This window comes from Rhodococcus sp. MH15, from assembly GCF_019266045.1.
Taxonomy (GTDB): domain Bacteria; phylum Actinomycetota; class Actinomycetes; order Mycobacteriales; family Mycobacteriaceae; genus Rhodococcus_F; species Rhodococcus_F qingshengii.
This window is the reverse complement of the sequence record NZ_LPNP01000082.1, coordinates 292775-308987: the sequence shown is the minus strand read 5'-3', so window position 1 is coordinate 308987 and position 16213 is coordinate 292775. Positions and strand designations below refer to the sequence as shown.

At 63.2% G+C, this 16213-nt stretch carries 16 protein-coding genes; 5 read left to right on the top strand and 11 right to left on the bottom strand.

Features of this window, described 5'->3' with window-relative positions; genetic code table 11:
- Nucleotides 1-991: alpha/beta hydrolase family protein (locus tag ATN37_RS31600; protein ID WP_218696084.1), on the bottom strand; the 991-nt coding region annotated here is incomplete at its 3' end.
- 233 nt (nt 992-1224) lie between these two features.
- On the opposite strand from ATN37_RS31600, the gene ATN37_RS31595 reads away from it, so the two are divergent.
- The 3 genes from ATN37_RS31595 to ATN37_RS31585 all read left to right on the top strand — a co-directional run bounded on the left by ATN37_RS31595 (nt 1225) and on the right by ATN37_RS31585 (nt 4840).
- A complete protein-coding gene (locus ATN37_RS31595; protein ID WP_058038501.1) occupies nt 1225-2211 on the top strand; it encodes a dipeptidase in 987 nt (328 codons plus the stop codon).
- A gap of 49 nt (nt 2212-2260) precedes the next feature.
- Nucleotides 2261-3664, top strand: a complete 1404-nt coding sequence (gene lpdA, locus ATN37_RS31590) for a dihydrolipoyl dehydrogenase (protein ID WP_003941477.1) — start codon at nt 2261-2263, stop codon at nt 3662-3664.
- A gap of 183 nt (nt 3665-3847) precedes the next feature.
- The gene (locus ATN37_RS31585) at nt 3848-4840 is read left to right on the top strand and encodes an iron-siderophore ABC transporter substrate-binding protein (RefSeq protein WP_064074221.1); all 993 of its coding nucleotides are present in this window, start codon (nt 3848-3850) and stop codon (nt 4838-4840) included.
- Here ATN37_RS31585 and ATN37_RS31580 read toward each other — a convergent pair.
- Nucleotides 4816-5265, bottom strand: a complete 450-nt coding sequence (locus tag ATN37_RS31580; protein WP_082893161.1) for a helix-turn-helix domain-containing protein — start codon at nt 5263-5265, stop codon at nt 4816-4818. The genes ATN37_RS31585 and ATN37_RS31580 overlap by 25 nt on opposite strands.
- A 118-nt stretch (nt 5266-5383) precedes the next feature.
- On the opposite strand from ATN37_RS31580, the gene ATN37_RS31575 reads away from it, so the two are divergent.
- A complete protein-coding gene (locus ATN37_RS31575; RefSeq protein WP_064074220.1) occupies nt 5384-6235 on the top strand; it encodes an SDR family oxidoreductase in 852 nt (283 codons plus the stop codon).
- Between the two features lie 51 nt (nt 6236-6286).
- Here the strand turns inward: ATN37_RS31575 and ATN37_RS31570 are convergent, their stop codons facing one another.
- Nucleotides 6287-7888: an MFS transporter gene (locus tag ATN37_RS31570; RefSeq protein WP_064074219.1), complete on the bottom strand. Its 1602-nt coding sequence runs from the start codon at nt 7886-7888 to the stop codon at nt 6287-6289.
- A 68-nt stretch (nt 7889-7956) separates the two neighbouring features.
- Here ATN37_RS31570 and ATN37_RS31565 point away from each other — a divergent pair, with 68 nt between their 5' ends.
- On the top strand, nt 7957-8532 hold the full coding sequence (locus ATN37_RS31565) for a TetR family transcriptional regulator (protein WP_003941498.1): 576 nt from the start codon (nt 7957-7959) through the stop codon (nt 8530-8532).
- A 3-nt stretch (nt 8533-8535) separates the two neighbouring features.
- On the opposite strand, the gene atzF is transcribed toward ATN37_RS31565, so the two are convergent.
- The 8 genes from atzF to urtE form a co-directional block, all read right to left on the bottom strand.
- On the bottom strand, nt 8536-10245 hold the full coding sequence (atzF, locus tag ATN37_RS31560) for an allophanate hydrolase (RefSeq protein WP_064074218.1): 1710 nt from the start codon (nt 10243-10245) through the stop codon (nt 8536-8538).
- A gap of 17 nt (nt 10246-10262) precedes the next feature.
- Complete coding sequence (locus tag ATN37_RS31555) at nt 10263-10964, bottom strand: GntR family transcriptional regulator (protein WP_019744458.1); 702 nt, start codon at nt 10962-10964, stop codon at nt 10263-10265.
- Between the two features lie 76 nt (nt 10965-11040).
- On the bottom strand, nt 11041-11574 hold the full coding sequence (locus ATN37_RS31550) for a carboxymuconolactone decarboxylase family protein (protein WP_003941526.1): 534 nt from the start codon (nt 11572-11574) through the stop codon (nt 11041-11043).
- On the bottom strand, nt 11571-12377 hold the full coding sequence (locus ATN37_RS31545; RefSeq protein ID WP_042923321.1) for an SDR family NAD(P)-dependent oxidoreductase: 807 nt from the start codon (nt 12375-12377) through the stop codon (nt 11571-11573). The genes ATN37_RS31550 and ATN37_RS31545 overlap by 4 nt, the downstream gene beginning before the upstream one ends.
- 96 nt (nt 12378-12473) lie before the next feature.
- A complete protein-coding gene (locus tag ATN37_RS31540) occupies nt 12474-13694 on the bottom strand; it encodes an MFS transporter (RefSeq protein ID WP_218696079.1) in 1221 nt (406 codons plus the stop codon).
- Nucleotides 13695-13703: 9 nt separating this feature from the next.
- On the bottom strand, nt 13704-14693 hold the full coding sequence (locus ATN37_RS31535) for an LLM class flavin-dependent oxidoreductase (RefSeq protein WP_039973481.1): 990 nt from the start codon (nt 14691-14693) through the stop codon (nt 13704-13706).
- A 136-nt stretch (nt 14694-14829) separates the two neighbouring features.
- Complete coding sequence (locus tag ATN37_RS31530) at nt 14830-15519, bottom strand: GntR family transcriptional regulator (protein WP_063314792.1); 690 nt, start codon at nt 15517-15519, stop codon at nt 14830-14832.
- A 1-nt stretch (nt 15520) separates the two neighbouring features.
- Nucleotides 15521-16213 (bottom strand): urea ABC transporter ATP-binding subunit UrtE, encoded by a 693-nt coding sequence (gene urtE, locus ATN37_RS31525; protein WP_003941544.1) that lies wholly within the window; start codon nt 16211-16213, stop codon nt 15521-15523.

Sequence of the window (16213 nt, the reverse complement as noted above, 5' to 3'; positions counted from 1 at the left end):
AGCCCCACGAGTGGGTGCCGGTCGGCTTGAAGTCGAAGGTGGCCGGGATCTTCAGATCGCTCAGGCGGTAGGCGAGGTTGTGGGTGCAGTAGTTGACCGCTGCCTCGATGACGCCGCCGACGATCACCTGGTTGGCGAGTGTGCCGACCTGTCCGTTGATCGCCTCGTTGTTCAGGGTGTCGTGCGGGCCGGGGAGTCCGGAGCCGGTGGAGATGAAGAGCTCGGTGCCGCGGAGCTTCTCGGCGTTGACGACGGGGTCGTTGTCGATCCAGCCCTGGCCGTCGAGGGGGCCCCACATGTTGGTCACGTCAGCGTCGCCGCGCATGCCCACAACCAGTTCGATGGAGGACTGGCCGACCGGTGTGCTGGTTTCGGCGCATCCGCTGTATGCACCGACGCCCTTGTAGAGGCCCGGAGCTGCGATGGCGAGGTTGAGGACCGAGGTCGCGGTCATCGAGATCGCGGAGATCGACTGGACGCCGTTGGTGTTGAACTCGGCGTCGATGACGGGCGGGAGTTCCTGGGTCAGGAACGTCTGCCACTTCTGACGGCCGAGGGACGGGTCGTCGTTCACCCAGTCGGTGTAGTAGCTGAATGCACCTTCGAGCGGGGTGACGACGTTGACGTTCTTGTCAGCGAAGAACTCGTTGACGTCGGTCTGACGCTGCCACGTCGCCCGGTCTTCGCCGCCGCCTGCACCGTTGAGCAGGTAGAGGGTCGGGCGGGGTTCGCTGCCGTCTGCCGGGAGGATGACCTCGAGCGGAATATCGCGTTCCATGGAAGGGGAGTACACCTTGATGGTGGCGATGCGCCCGTTGTCCGTGCGGCTCGAGAGCTTGGAACCCGTTGTGTTTGCCTTGGCAACAGTTGCCGTGGTGGTCGACGGATCTCCGCCTGCGGACGACACTGCAGGGCTGATCAGCATCGGCAGCACGGATACTGCGGCTACAGCGGCGACCAGACGGCCACGCTTGAAAGTGCGAGCACGCATACGTTCAGAAACCTCCACCTAAAATTCCTTCGAATCCGCCCAGGAGTGAACGGTCCTTTGTTGCTGTTCCCGTACGGGAATTCATGCTGGGTACATGCTCTGTCGATAGGTACAGGGCGTGTGAGTCTTGTAAGTTCTACCGCATCGGTGCGTTATCCGCCAGTGAACCAGAGATTTGCTGAACGTACGACCAGTTTCAGGTGAATTTCCCTGATCATCGACGGGATTAGTGAGTGAACCGGACATATCCACTATGGGAACAACATTGTTGCCTACCTCTGCAGTCGAACGCGTCTGTCGAAGATCTTCTCCGATATCAGCGCCCAGCGGGGAGTTACGTTTCGGTGAACGTCGGTTACTCGCCGCAGACTCGCGCGGACTCGACGGCAATCGCCAAGAGTTTCGCGTGGCAGGCGCGGGTCGAGTTCCCGGAGATCACCCCTGTCTTCACCGTCGACGGCGTCGTCGAGATTCAGGAGTCCGGCGGAATCGCCCTGGCCTTCGACCTGGAGGACTCGAATCCGCTGGAGGGAGACCTGGCCAACGTCTCGTACTTCTACGACCTCGGAGTCCGCTCGATGTTGCCGACGTATAACTACATGAACGCTGCCGGCTGCGGCTGCTTGGACCTGGCGGACACGGGGTTGAGTGGATACGGCCGTGACCTGGTTGCCGAGATGAATCGCGTCGGAATGACGGTCGACGGCTCACATTGTTCTGTACAGACGGGGTTGGACATCTCAGCTATCACCCAGCGAGCAATGATCTACAGCCACTCGAACCTCCGAAGGTTGTGGGAGCATCCGCGCAACATCACCGACGATCAGGCCAGAGCGTGTGCGGAGACCGGCGGCGTCGTCGGGATCAACGGCGTGGGCATATTCCTCGGCGTCAACGGACCGGATGACGACCAGGCTCGGCTGTCCGCGATGGCCGACCACATCGAAGAGGCTGTGGGACTCGTCGGCATCGATCATGTCGGGATCGGCTCCGACTTCTCATTCGACGCCGACGACTTCCGCGAAGAGATCGAGCAGAACCCGTCGTCGTTCTCCGAGGCGTACACCGCGTGGGGGCCACTGCAGTGGACTCCTCCGGAGGAGGTGCTGACACTTGATCAGGTATTGCGTGAGCGGGGCTTCGACGAGCCGTCGATCGAGGCCGTGTACGGCGGAAATTTCGCCCGAGTTGCCCGAGAAGTGTGGGCTACCGACGGGTAATACGACCATCTGGGGACAGCGAAACGATGCAGGACTACCCTGGTGAATCGTGACCTCACACTATGACGTCGTTGTCCTCGGAGCCGGCCCCGGTGGGTACGTCGCTGCTATCCGCGCGGCACAACTGGGCCTGAGCACCGCCATCATCGAGCAGAAGTACTGGGGCGGTGTATGCCTGAATGTCGGCTGCATTCCGTCCAAGGCGCTTCTCCGTAACGCCGAACTCGCGCACATCTTCACGAAAGAAGCGAAGACGTTCGGCATGTCCGGAGACGTGTCCTTCGATTTCGGCTCCGCTTTCGATCGCAGCCGCAAGGTCGCGGACGGGCGAGTCAAGGGCATTCACTTCTTGATGAAGAAGAACAAGATCCCGGAGTACGACGGCAAGGGCACGTTCGTCGACGCCAACACCATCAGCGTGGAGCTGAGCAAGGGTGGCACCGAGACGATCACGTTCGACAACGCGATCATCGCGACGGGTTCGTACACCAAGCTGCTGCCCGGCACCTCGCTGAGCGAGAACGTCGTGACCTACGAAGAGCAGATCCTCACCCGTGACCTTCCGGGTTCGATCCTGATCGTCGGTGCCGGCGCGATCGGCATGGAGTTCGGTTACGTCCTCAAGAACTACGGCGTCGACGTCACGATCGTCGAGTTCCTCGATCGGGCACTGCCCAACGAGGACGCCGACGTCTCGAAGGAAATCGCCAAGCAGTACAAGAAGCTCGGCGTCACCATCAAGACCGGTGCCGCTGTGCAGTCCATCAGCGACGACGGCAGCAAGGTCACCGTCTCGATCAAGGACAACAAGTCCGGCGAGATCGAGACCGTGGTCGTCGACAAGGTTCTGCAGTCCGTCGGCTTCGCACCGCGTGTGGAGGGCTTCGGTCTCGAGAACACCGGTGTCGCGTTGACCGATCGCGGCGCCATCGCGATCGACGACTACATGCGCACCAACGTCCCGCACATCTTCGCCATCGGTGACGTCACCGCCAAGCTGCAGCTCGCGCACGTCGCAGAAGCTCAGGCTGTCGTCGCTGCCGAGACCATCGGCGGCGCGGAGACGCAGACACTCGGTGACTACCGGATGATGCCGCGTGCGACGTTCTGCCAGCCGCAGGTCGCCTCGTTCGGTTTGACCGAGGAGCAGGCCAAGGCCGAGGGCTACGACGTCAAGGTCGCGAACTTCCCGTTCGCTGCCAACGGCAAGGCACACGGTCTCGGTGACCCGACCGGTTTCGTCAAGCTGATCGCCGACAAGAAGTACGGCGAACTGCTCGGCGGGCACCTCATCGGACCGGACGTTTCGGAACTGCTGCCCGAGCTGACCTTGGCCCAGAAGTGGGACCTCACGGTCAACGAGTTGGCACGCAACGTCCACACCCACCCCACGCTCAGTGAGGCACTGCAGGAAGCGATCCACGGCCTCGCCGGCCACATGATCAACTTCTGACGGCAGGGCCTTCGGCCCCGTGCGCCTTTTCGGTAGTTCGCACTACCGGAAAGGCACACGGGGTTTTTCGTCTTTTGTGTCGAGTTGTGTTGCGAAACCGCCATCTGAGGCCTTCGAGTCGGGGTGTAGGCGCGCAACGCATTAGCGTCCCGAGTCGACCATTCGGCTTTCGAAGGACCACTCATGAAAACTCGTTCCGTACTGCTCGCGGCTTGCGTCGCGCTGACGCTCTCCGCCTGTGGAACCTCAGGTGACTCCGGATCGGACGCCGAAGCTTCGGGTGCCGCCGAGGCGGGGGCGTTCCCCGTGACCGTCGACCACGCCTATGGTTCGACGACGATCGACGCGGAGCCTATGCGCATCGTGACCATCGGATGGAGTGGCCAGGATGCGGTGATCGCACTGAACAAGGTTCCGGTCGCCATGGAGAGCTTCTCCGGCGCCGGCATCGAGAACAACATCCTGCCCTGGGACGCTTCGCGTCTGAACGGTGCCAAGCCTGTTCTCATGACGACCAATCCCGATATCCCGTTCGAGCAGATCCTCGGGCTCGATCCCGACGTGATCCTCGCCGTCTACTCCGGCATCGACGAGGGCGAGTACAAGCGTCTCAGTGACATCGCGCCGACCGTCGCGTTCCCCGACCAGCCGTGGGATACGGCGTGGGACAAGCAGATGAGCATGATCGGTGCAGCGCTCGGACAGCCGGAGCAGGCCCAGACGCTGATCGACGAGACCGGGGCGTACTTCGAGAAGCAGGCCGCTGATCACCCACAGTTCCAGGGCAAAACCGCAACGTATGCAATGCGCACCGACGAGGGCCTGATCGTCTTCTGCGGCACCGACCCGCGGATCCGTCTTCTCGGCCAGCTCGGGGTGAAGACCTCGCCCGGTGTCGACGCAGTGTGCACTTCCGGCGACAGTTCGGTGTCCGTGGGCATGGAATCCATCGACACACTCGACGCCGACGTCTTCATTCTCGTCGACGCCGACGGCACCAACCTGGACAAGCTGATGTCCTTCGGTCCGTTCGCGAACATGACCTCGGTGTCGAACGGCCGTCTGGTTCGTCTGGTCGGAATGGACTACGCGATGGCTACGTCCGCTCCGACGGTGCTGAGCGTTCCCTACGCATTCGACGAGTTCATCGCTCAGCTTTTGGACAAGTTGAGCTGATTCCGAGCGTCGTACGACGCTTGTGACGCAACGATTTTCGGAACCTGCGACTCGAGTAGTTCGATCAGGGCCGTGATCTTTGCGGCGACGTCGGCGCCGAGTTCGGTCAGGCTGTATTCCACTTTGGGCGGGATGGTTTCGAGTACCTCACGGTGCACGAGGCCATCCCGCTCGAGTGTTTGCAGGGTCTGCGAGAGCATGCGCTCGCTGACTCCGTCGACGCGTCGGCGAAGGGCACTGAACCGGTACGGGCCCTCGTTCAATGCCGCCAGCGCGAGTGCTCCCCAGCGTCCGGTTGCATTCTGCAATGCCGCCCGAGAGTTGCACCCGCGAGCGAAGACGTCAGCCTCGAGCGTTGGGTCCACGACGTCGGCATTCGGATCAGGGGTCTGGGCAGCACGTGAAGGTGAGTCGGTGCTGGTCATGAACCCAGGCTACTACTGCACGATCCCATAGCGCTAACTCGACGTGTTGCACTTACGAAAAATAAGTGCATGATGGTTGCAGAACGCATTTACGCTTCAACCTGGATCGGGAGTTCGCATGAGCATTGCAGTCACCGGCGCAACCGGAAACCTCGGACAACTGGTAGTCGAGTCGTTGATCGAGCGGGGAACCGCCGCGTCCGACATCGTCGCAGTGGTCCGCAATCCACAGAAGGCGGAAAGCCTCGCCGCCCGCGGAGTAGTTGTACGCCAAGCGGACTACGCCGATGCCTCGGCGTTGGAAACCGCACTGGCGGGCGTCGACAAGCTGGTTCTGATCTCGGGAAGTGAAGTGGGGTCACGGCTCGCGCAACACACCAACATCATCGACGCGGCGAAGGCTGCCGGCGTCGGATTCATCGCCTACACGAGCATCTTGAATGCTCAGGACACGCCGATGAAGCTTGCTGCCGAGCACAAGGCGACCGAGGACGTGCTCACTCGGAGCGGTATTCCGTTCGCGCTGTTGCGCAACGGTTGGTACTGGGAGAACTTCACCAACGACCTGGCCGGTGTGATCGAACGCGGCGCACTGGTCGGTGCGGGAGCGGAAGGCAAGATCGCGGCTGCGGCGCGTGCGGATTACGCCGACGCCGCAGCAGTAGTCGCGACCACCGATGGCCACGAAGGCGCAGTGTACGAGTTGGGCGGTGACGAGAGGCTCACCTACGCCGAATTGGCCGCAAAGATCAGCGAATTCGCGGGCAAGCCCGTCGCGTACCAGTTCGTGGACGAGCAGGCATACGAAGGCATTCTCGAGAGCGTCGGACTGCCTGCACCGGTTGCGCAGATCCTCGCCGATTCCGATGCTGCAATTGCCAAGGGGGCGTTGGACACCGAGTCGGGTGACCTGCAGAAGTTGATCGGCCGCAGCAGCACTCCGGTGGCTGAGGTGTTGAGGAAGGCCTGACCTGCTGTGCGCCTTTATTAACCGCGGGCGGTTAATAAAGGCGCACAGGGGTTACCCCATGTGGACTGCACCCTCGGCGGGCAGATCACCCTTCTTGGCGCGGACCAGAACCAGCACTACCGGTGCGATGATCGCCAACAGGACTGCCGCCCAACCGAATGCGGCCGAGTATCCGGATACCTCGGCGCCGAAGAAGTAGTCCGTCATCGAGGCGACGAAGTCCTGCACCGGCTGGGGGAGTAGCGCCAATTGGTCACCAGTCGGGATGGTCGCGTTCGACATGTCGACAGGAATGCCTTCCGGCGGGATCGGCGCCGCGTTGTCGGCGGTGAAGGCCGACTTGGCCGAAGCGTAGATCGTGGTGAACAGTGCGGTTCCGAGTGCGCCGCCGATCTGCAGGGTGGCGTTGACCAGGGCACTGGCAGCGCCGGCGTCGTGGTCGGGGACACCGATCAGTGCGAGGTTCTGCATCGGCACCATCAGCAGACCCAGTCCGAAGCCGAAGATCGCGAGGCCGGGGAACACGTGCGTCCAGTAGGAGCTGTGTACCTCGATCTGGGTCAGCATGAGCAGTCCTACTGCTGCCACCAGCGGGCCGGCGACCATGAGCGGCTTGGGGCCGATCTTGGTGGACAACTGCGCTGCGATGGTCGACGCCAAGACGATGAAGAACGCCATCGGCAGCGATCCGACGCCGGCCATGACCGGGCTGAATCCGAGCACGATCTGCAGGTAGAACGTCAGGTACAACGTGCCGCCGAGCAGGGCGGCGCCCACCAGCATGGAGCCGATCAGAGCAGCGCCGCGATCACGATGCCACGGAACGCTCAGCGGTAGAAGCGGATTCTTGCTGCGGCTCTCGACGACCACGAAGATGGCGAGGAAGACCAGGCCCAGTGCGATGAACAGCAAAGTGTCCGCCTGACCCCAGCCGTGCTCGGCGCGTGTGAATCCGTAGACCAGTGAGCCGAGCCCCAGGGCGATGAGGACAGCGCCGGGAAGGTCGTAGCTCGTGTCGCCGTGCGCTTTGGTTTCCTTGACGATCGGGACGGCTGCAGCGATGGCTATCAGCGCGATCGGGATGTTGACGAGCAGGCACCAACGCCAGTCGACGTACTGCGTCAGCACTCCACCGAGGAGCAGGCCGATGGCAGCGCCACCGCCGGAGATCGCGCCGTAGACGGCAAAAGCCTTGGCGCGCTCCTTCTCTCCGATGAAGGTGGTGGTGAGCATCGACAGCGCAGCGGGCGCGAGCAGTGCTGCGAAGACGCCCTGGCCGGCGCGAGCGATGAACAGTTCGATACCGCTCTGCGCGATGCCGCCGATGCCGGAGGCAACCGCGAAGCCCGCCATGCCGACGATGAAGGATCGCTTTCGGCCCCAGTAGTCCGCGATACGTCCGCCGAGGAGCAGCAGCGCACCGAACGCCAAGGCGTACGACGTGACCACCCACGCGCGGTCAAGGTCGCTTATGCCCAGTTCCTCCTGGGCTGCCGGTAGGGCGATGGAGACGATGGTGCCGTCGAGCACCACCATGAGTTGAGCGAACGCGACGATGCAGAGCACCAGCCAGCGACGTTGATGATTCGGATTCTCGGAGACAGCCGGGATCGGTGGCAGAGTGCCGCCGTCGACGTGGGACGTGGTGGTCATTGGAAAAAGGTATTCCAGCCTTCTCGGGTGAGTCAAACGAAATAGTTCGTTCGGTTACCATCATCACTATGGCTCCCACTGACGTGACCGCGACGAAACAGCGAATCCTCGACGCTGCGCAAGAAGAATTCGGCACCTACGGGCTTGCCGGTGCGCGCATCGATCGGATTGCGAAGAACGGAAACGCCAGTAAGGAGCGCCTCTACGCCTATTTCGGTGACAAGGTCGCGTTGTTCCACGCGGTGCTCGACGTCGACTTCGAGCAGGCGATGGAATCCGTCGAGTTCACCGGTGAAGACATGCCCGCGCATGCCGTCGAACTGTTCGACGCAATGCTCGGCAAACCACAGATTCAACGGATGATGATCTGGGGTCAATTGCAGGGTGAGGCACCACGGATGAAGAAGCTGGCCGAGGAACATTCCAGCTGGGTTCCGCGAATGGCCACGATCCGCAAGGCTCAAGAAGACGGCCTCATCTCGAAGCACTGGGACCCCCAGGACCTGATCACGATGCTGTTCGGCCTCGTGTTCGGCTGGGTGGTGGCCCCCGGTGTGGCCGACAACCAGAACGTCGACGCCGACGAGATCGCGCGCCGCCGTGAAGTGGTGCGCGAGGCCGTCACTCGAATCTGCAAGCCGTGACTGTCAGCGAGAGAGGTACGCGGCCCAACCGCCGTAGTCGGTGATGTCAGCTGCGCCGTTTACGGCGTCATGAGTGCAGCTGAAACCGACTGTCGTTCTGCCGTCGGATAACTCGACGCTCGTGAGCGCCATCGGTGCAGGCAAGGCGGCGAGGAACGTTCCCAGCCCGGCCGGTGAGATTCGGAAGATCTCGCCGACGACCGGTGCGCCGAGTCCAGGGCCACGGCGTACCAGGCCGGGCTTCGGTGGCGTCGTGTCGAGAGCGAAGAGCCGGTAGGCATCCGAGGTCGTGACGGTTTCGACGTACCGCGCGCCGAGGTCGACCAACTGTGTGTTGAGGGGTTGCCCGCGCAGGTGAGCGCCGAATACTGCGAGGTCGATTCCGGTATCGACGAGGGTGGGTGAAGGCGCACCGCCGAGTCGCGCAGCGAGGTCGATGGCGATCTGGTCGTCGAAAGCGGGTACGACGAACATGACGCCGAACGGGTGATCTTCGGCAGTGCGGTGTCCGGGCGCCGCGACGGCCGCCATGTCGAGCAGGTTGCAGAAGTTGGTGAAAGTTCCCATCCGGCGGTTGATTCCGAACGGATCCTCGGTCACGGCGGCAATCGTCGGGTGTTCGGTGGTGGTGGGAAGCAGTAGGGCGTCGAACCCGGCGAGGAGTTCCCGGGCGGCAGCCTTGGCGCGGGTGAGAGCATCGAGATCGTCGACTAGCTGGTATCCGGTGGGGTGCTTCGCACCGAGCACGATGTCGGACACCGCGGGATCTGCTCCGGCAGGACGAGTTTCGAGGAACTCGCCGGCAGCGGCGTACCGCTGCGCCACCACGGCGCCGTCGTAGAGCAATCGGGCCGCGCCGAGCAGTCCGGATATGTCGACGGTCTCGGTCTCGGCGCCGCCGGCTACCAGAGCTGTCACAGTGTCCTGAAATGCTGCTGTATACGACGGGCTCAGTTGAGCGAGATCCTCGATTCGGGGGACGCCGACGCGGGGATTCGGCGCCGCCGCGAGACGAACGTCGGAAGGCCAGACGCGGCTGCGGGGATCCCGAGGTTCGTGGCCGATCATGATTGCCGCTGCCGCGGTTGCCGATTCGAGGTCGTCGGCAAATACCGTCAGAGCGTCGTAGTCGACGCAGGCGGGCACTACTCCGTGGGCGGGGATGACGCCGAGCGAGAGCTTGAGTCCGTAGATCCCGTGGAACGCTGCCGGCACCCGGCCCGAACCGGCAGTGTCGGTGCCGATTCCGATGTCTGCAATTCCCAGCGCGACAGCGACGGCGGATCCGGAGCTACTACCGCCCGAGATCAACTCTTCGTCCCAGGCGCAGCGAACGGCTCCGTACGGACTGCGCGTTCCGACCAGTCCGGTGGCGAACTGGTCCAGATTGGTCTTCCCCAGAACAACAGCCCCGTGCTCGATCAACCGCGCAACGGCACTGGCGGTTTCGTCCGGCGAATACGCGAATTCGGGGCACGCCGCTGTGGTCGGCAGACCGGCGACGTCGACGTTGTCCTTGACGGCGACCAGACGCCCAGCCAGAGGAAGATGCTCGCCCGCGGCGATTCTGGCTTCGACCGAAGCGGCATCGGCAAGCACATCTTCCTTGCGGCGCAACGTGATCCAGACTTCGGGGCGATCTACTTCCTCGATCCGCTGGAATGCCTGCTCGACCCGGGCTGTCGGGGTGAAAACTTCTGCTGCGATGGTCATGGTGTGTACTGCTCCGATCAGTCCGTGATGTTGGCGAGTGAGAGCGCGGTGATCGCGCGGGTCACCCGGTCGAGGACGACGTCGAGAGACTCGCCGATGTGCTGGTGCAAAAGCGTGCGGGCCTCGGGCAGATTGCCGGCACGTAGTTCTTCGAGGATTCGAATGTGCTCCGCGATCGAGGTGTCGATGCGGCCGTTGACCATGAAGTCGTACATCCGAACGTGCCGGATACGGGAATTCACCGACAGCAGCGACGCGACCAGTTCATTGTTTCCCGACGCCCTCAGTACGGCGACGTGGAATTCCTCGTCCAGTTCGACGAACCCCGGTTCCTGAGCGGGCGGATCGAGAGCCAGGGCACGCCACCGCACCAATTCGTCGTCGAGGATTGTTCGGTCGTGCCGGATCGTCGGATCTGCGATCGCCCGGGTAATTCCTTGTAGTTCCAGCGTGATTCGGAGTTCATACAGATCTCGGATCCGCGGGATACTCGGGCGCACGGCGGAGAACCCGTACTCTTCCCGGCGCAGGAGTCCATCGGCGCACAGCATCGTCAACGCTTCCCGTACTGGTGTGCGAGAAATGCCGAAACGCGTGGAGAGTTTCGGTTCCGTCAGGCGCTGATCGAACCCGATAGTCCCGTTGACCAGTTCGGTGCGTAGTTCCCGGTAGACCACCTCACGCAGTGGCTCCGGCGCCGTATTCATCCCTGTCGACATACCTGTATACGCTATTGATCAGGTGTTTCGTCCAGATGTCTTCGGGTTAGAGCTGAGTTACGGCCGCCGCGGAACTTCAGGAGAAGTCGCGCTGAACCCGCAAGGTTCCGATCGTGGTGGCCAGGCCGTCGTACTGAGTGACCAACAAGGTGAATTCGATCAACCGACGATCGTCGAGATGCTGCGAGAGCGTTCCCCACGTGTCGTCGGTGACGTCCTTGGTGGTGACCAACTCGTCGACCGCAGTCAAGATCGCACGGTGACGCGGACTCAACTCGGAAGCGCCAGGGCCCTCGATGATTCGGGCCAGTTCTTCTGCGTCGATTCCGGCTTTGCGGCCGAGCCTGATGTGGTGATCCATCTCGTAACCGCAGTCCCGCAGGTGCGCGACCCGCAGGATGATCAGTTCGGTGTCGTGGCGAGAGATCTTGCCGCCGGGCATGAGTGAGCCGGAGTAGTGCAGCCAACCGCGGAAGAGTCCGCCCGTGCGCCCCAAGGTGCTGAACAGATGCGCATCGGGTGCTCCGGCAGCCTTCGACAGGACACGCCAGATTCCCCAGTTGATCGGACCGAGGTCCTTGAATCGGCCGGGCGGGATGCGGGGGTTCATGCGACTCCACGGATGTGAGAGGGACGGAGGTCGATAGCTCGTTGCGCGATGTGGCGAACCGCGGCGCTGCGGCGGGGCGCGTGTACGCGTGACTTCCGGCCGACGATACCGCGCTCGAACGCGTCGACGGCGTCAGCGACGGTCGTGGTGCCGGCGCTGGCGAGGGTTCCGCGAGCGCCGTCGAAAGAGAGTGCGGTGGTATCGGTGTCGATGTCGCCGATGTACGCGACGCCCACCTTGGTGCCGAGGTGTTTCATTTCCAAGCGCAACGCGTCACCCAACGCTTCGACGCCGGCGCGCGAAGCACCGAACGGTCCGCGAAACGGATGCTTGGCGGCGCCGTGGGCCGAGGCGACCACCAGGGCGTAACCGTTTTCGTGACTGATGTGCGGACCTGCTGCGCGCAGGGTGTAGTACGTGCCCATGAGGTTGACTTCGACGGCGCGGCGCATGTCCGCAGGGTCGCCGCCGAGGATCGACGAGTTCGCCTCGACCCCGGCATTGGCGACGACGACGTCGATGCCTCCCAGCTTCTCAGCGATGTAGTCGACGCCGCGAGATACCTGCTCGAGGTCGGCGACGTCGCACAACTGCCACGGCGCGCGGCCGCAGGAAGTGGCGACTTGTTCGAGAAGTTCAGGCTCGAGGCCGAGCAGTCCCACGGACGCACCACGGTCGTACAGGCGTCTGGCCAGCGAAGAACCGATATTGCGGGCAGCGCCGGTGATCAGGATGCGCCGACCCGTCAGGTCGTCCGCACTACTCTTGGCCGATTCGGCCTTGCCCGCCTCGCTCTTGCCCATTGCTGTGTCCCTACGCAGTGACCTTCTGGTCCTCCGACGCTAACACCGCCGGGTAGCTGCGACTGCAAGTACCGCCAACTCCGTCCGAATGGACGCTCAGACCGATGCGACCTCGAGACGCGGATGTGACGCGGAAGCCTGGGTCGACCGCAATCGACGGAATCGGACCACGGCAACGACGGCGGCAACAGCGGCGAGGATCACCAACGGCAGCGACGGACCCATCGTGGGTTCGATGACAACCAGTAGCACCGGCAGTCCGAATCCGAGATAGGTGCCGACGTAGAAGATCCCGGTCAGGGCGCCCCGCGAGGCCGGGGGAGCCAGCGACTCGAGGTCGAGCAGTCCCTCACGCAGACACAGTCCGTAGGCCGTACCGAGGACGAGCGCGCAGACGATGAACAACCCGAGCGCGGGGTGCGCGCCGCCGACTGCGACCAGGCAGTATCCGAGTGCCGCCAGTGCGGCGCCTGTCGTGCCGGCCTGAGGACCCCAATTGCGATGGCGCGCAGCGGTTTGAACCAGGATTCCAGCACCCAGAGTCAGCGCCGCCGCGAAACCCGGAAGGAGAGGACCTGAGTAGCGGTCCCCGAGCCTGGCCGTCATGGTCACGAAAGAGACTGTTGCGCTGGCGAACACCCACGGCGCCAACGGAAGTGCCCAGAGCAGCGCATTTGCGACGGAGCGCTCCGCGCCGTCTGGCGCATTTGCGACGGAGCGCTCCGCGCCGTCTGGGACGGGTGTGATGGTCGCGGCTTCTACGGAAACAGGTGTACGACTCCACACAGCTGCCGCGGTAACCGAACCCACCGACAAGAAGGCCGAGACGACAAAGGGCGTAGCGAGTGGGAAGGCGGCAAATTGTGCCAACAGACCCGAAAACAGTGGTCCCAGTGCAAAACCCGAGGTGAGTACTACGCCCGCCATCACGGTTCCGGACTTGCCGCGAAGGTCAGCCGCCCACGCGGTGCCGGCGCCGATTGCCAGACCGGCACCGATACCGACAACGAGGCGCCCGACCATGAGCCCGGGCGCGTCGTGCCAGAGAAGAAGAATCAAGGTTCCGAGCGAGGCTATGAGCGCTCCGGGCAGGACGACTACAGCTCGGCCGACGCGATCCGACAGTGCTCCACCGGTCAACAGGCCGGGTGGGAGTCCGAGCGCGTAGATACCGAAAACACCGTCGAGCACGGTATGCGAAAGGCCCTCGTCCACCCGGAGAACCGGGATGAGCGAAGCAAAGTGGTTGGCGGCCCAACCCGTCGAAAGTAGAACTGCCAGTACCGAGATGAACCCGCGACGGGATGGATCGCCCATACCGGCAGCTTAGGCGGGTACCAGATCGCTCACGTCGGCGAGGAGTTCGAACGTGCGCAACCAAGCCTCGCGGTTGGTGCCGGTCGACACCGTGATCAGCTCGTCGGCCTGTGCATGCTCGGTGAACTCGTCGAGGTAGGCGCGGACCTCCGTGGGCGTGCCGATGGCGCTGTACTTGGTCATCTGCAGAACCTGCTGACCCGCGGGGGAGTCGAGCAGCATGTCCGCTTCGTCGTCCGTGAACTTGCGTCCGCGTCCGAGAAGAAGGCTGACGCGCGAACGCTTGGCCGCGAGGAAGTCCTGCTGAGCCTGCTCATGGGTGTCGGCGGCGATGACGTTGACGCCCGCGATGACGTACGGCTCCGCCAACTGCTCCGACGGCTTGAACTCGCGTCGATAGATCGCGACGGCGTCGCGCAGGGCGTTGGGGGCGAAGTGCGAGGCAAATGCATACGGCAGGCCGAGCATCGCGGCGAGCTTGGCTCCGAACAGTGACGATCCGAGAATGTAGAGCGGAACGTGAGTGCCCTTACCGGGAACGGCATTGATTCCGGGGACGCGCGAAGTGTCGCCGAGGTAGCCCTGAAGCTCGAGTACGTCCTGCGGGAAGCTGTCCGAAGAACTCGGGTCGCGTCGCAAAGCCTGCATGGTCTTCTGATCACTACCGGGCGCGCGACCGAGACCGAGATCGATGCGACCCGGGTGCAGAGTCTCGAGGGTGCCGAACTGCTCGGCGATCGTCAGCGGCGCGTGGTTGGGCAGCATGATTCCACCGGCGCCGAGGCGGATTTTGCTGGTGTGCGCGGCGACGTGGCTGATCAGAACGCTGGTGGCCGAAGACGCGATGGAACCCATGTTGTGGTGCTCGGCATACCAGATTCGCTTGTAACCCCACTCCTCGGCGCGCTGCGCCAAGGTCACGCTGGCGTCGAAGCTGTCTTTGGCGGTTTCGTTGTCGCCGATGTGGGCGAGATCGAGGATGGAAAGTGGGACGGCCATGAATGTGGTGCCTTTCTCAGCGAATAGAACGCAAGCGTCGTTGTGAGGTGCAACCGCTGTGAGTCCATTCCTATTTCCGAGAGCCTTCCCACGCTGAGCAAGTGCGATTTTCGGAGGGGCGGTGACTCCCGCTCGATCAGTTCCGCACAGCGTTGGCCATGGCGGCCAACGAGAGGGCCTGCCGAGCGCGGTCGAGGACAACCGCACGAGAGATGTCGATGTGCGACACCAGTGCCTCGTGTGCTTGCGGAATCTTGCCGTCCAGCACCAGTTCGACGACGGAGATATGTTCCTCCACGGTGGCCTTCATACGGTCGGGAGTCAGGTAGTCGAACATCCGCACGGGGCGCAGCTTCGAGTTGACGGCCTGCAAGGCGTCGACCAACGCGTGGTTTCCGGATGAGGCGAGGAGCGCGATGTGGAACTCCTCGTCGAGCGTCACGAAGCCGGCGTCCGGTACCGGCATCTGTTTGAGAAATGTGTACCACTTGTCGAGTTCGGAACCGAGCGCGTCTCGATCATGAGCGGGGGCCTCACCGTCTAGTACCCGCCGAAGCCCGTGCACTTCGAGGAGTATGCGCAGCTCGTAGAGGCCACCCAACTCGTCGAGGTGCGGTCGGTACGGAAAGAGTCCATGTTCGTCGCGCTCGACCAGCCCGTCGGATTCCAACTTCGCGAGCGCTTCGCGCACCGGTGTTCGCGAGACACCGTAGAGATGAGCCAACCGTTCTTCGCCGAGTCGTTCGGATGGCGCGATCTGACCCGACATCAGATCGTTCCGGATCGACCGATAGACCTGCTCGCGCAGCGGCGGGCGCACACTCATGTCAGATTGCCATCGCTCGACGAACCGCCTCGGTGGACGTGGTGCCGCCCTCACCGGTCGAGGTCACGTGTCCCGCCGCGAGAATGCTGTAATGCTGCGCAGATTGGAGCGCGAAACCGATGTGCTGCTCTACGAGGAGGACACCGAGATCGCCGCGCTCGGTGAGTTCCATGACGGTTCTTTCGATTTCGGCGACCACGTTGGGCTGAATGCCCTCGGTTGGTTCGTCCAGAATGAGGATCTTGGGCTCGGTGATCAGGGCGCGAGCGATGGCAAGCTGTTGTCGCTGCCCACCGGAGAGAAGTCCCGCGCGACGGTCGAGGAGCGTGGTGAGTGCGGGAAACAGATCCAATGCCTCTGCGATGAGTGCCTTTCCGCGTTTGCGCCCGTCGGCGACCACCCGAAGATTCTCGGCAGTTGTCAGTTGTCCGAACGACTGCTGACCCTGGGGTACGTAGGCAAGTCCGCGAGCGACGCGGGCGCTCGGCCGTAGACCGGTGATGTCCTCACCGTTCAGAAGTACCTTTCCCCGTGTAGGTTTGATCAGACCGACGGCGGCGCGCAGCAAGGTGGTTTTACCCGCACCGTTGTGACCCATGACTGCCGCAACTCCGTCGCTGGGAACCAGCAGGGATACGCCGTGGATCACTTCGGTGCGTCCGTAGCCGGCGCGGATGTCGACGAGCTCGAGCAT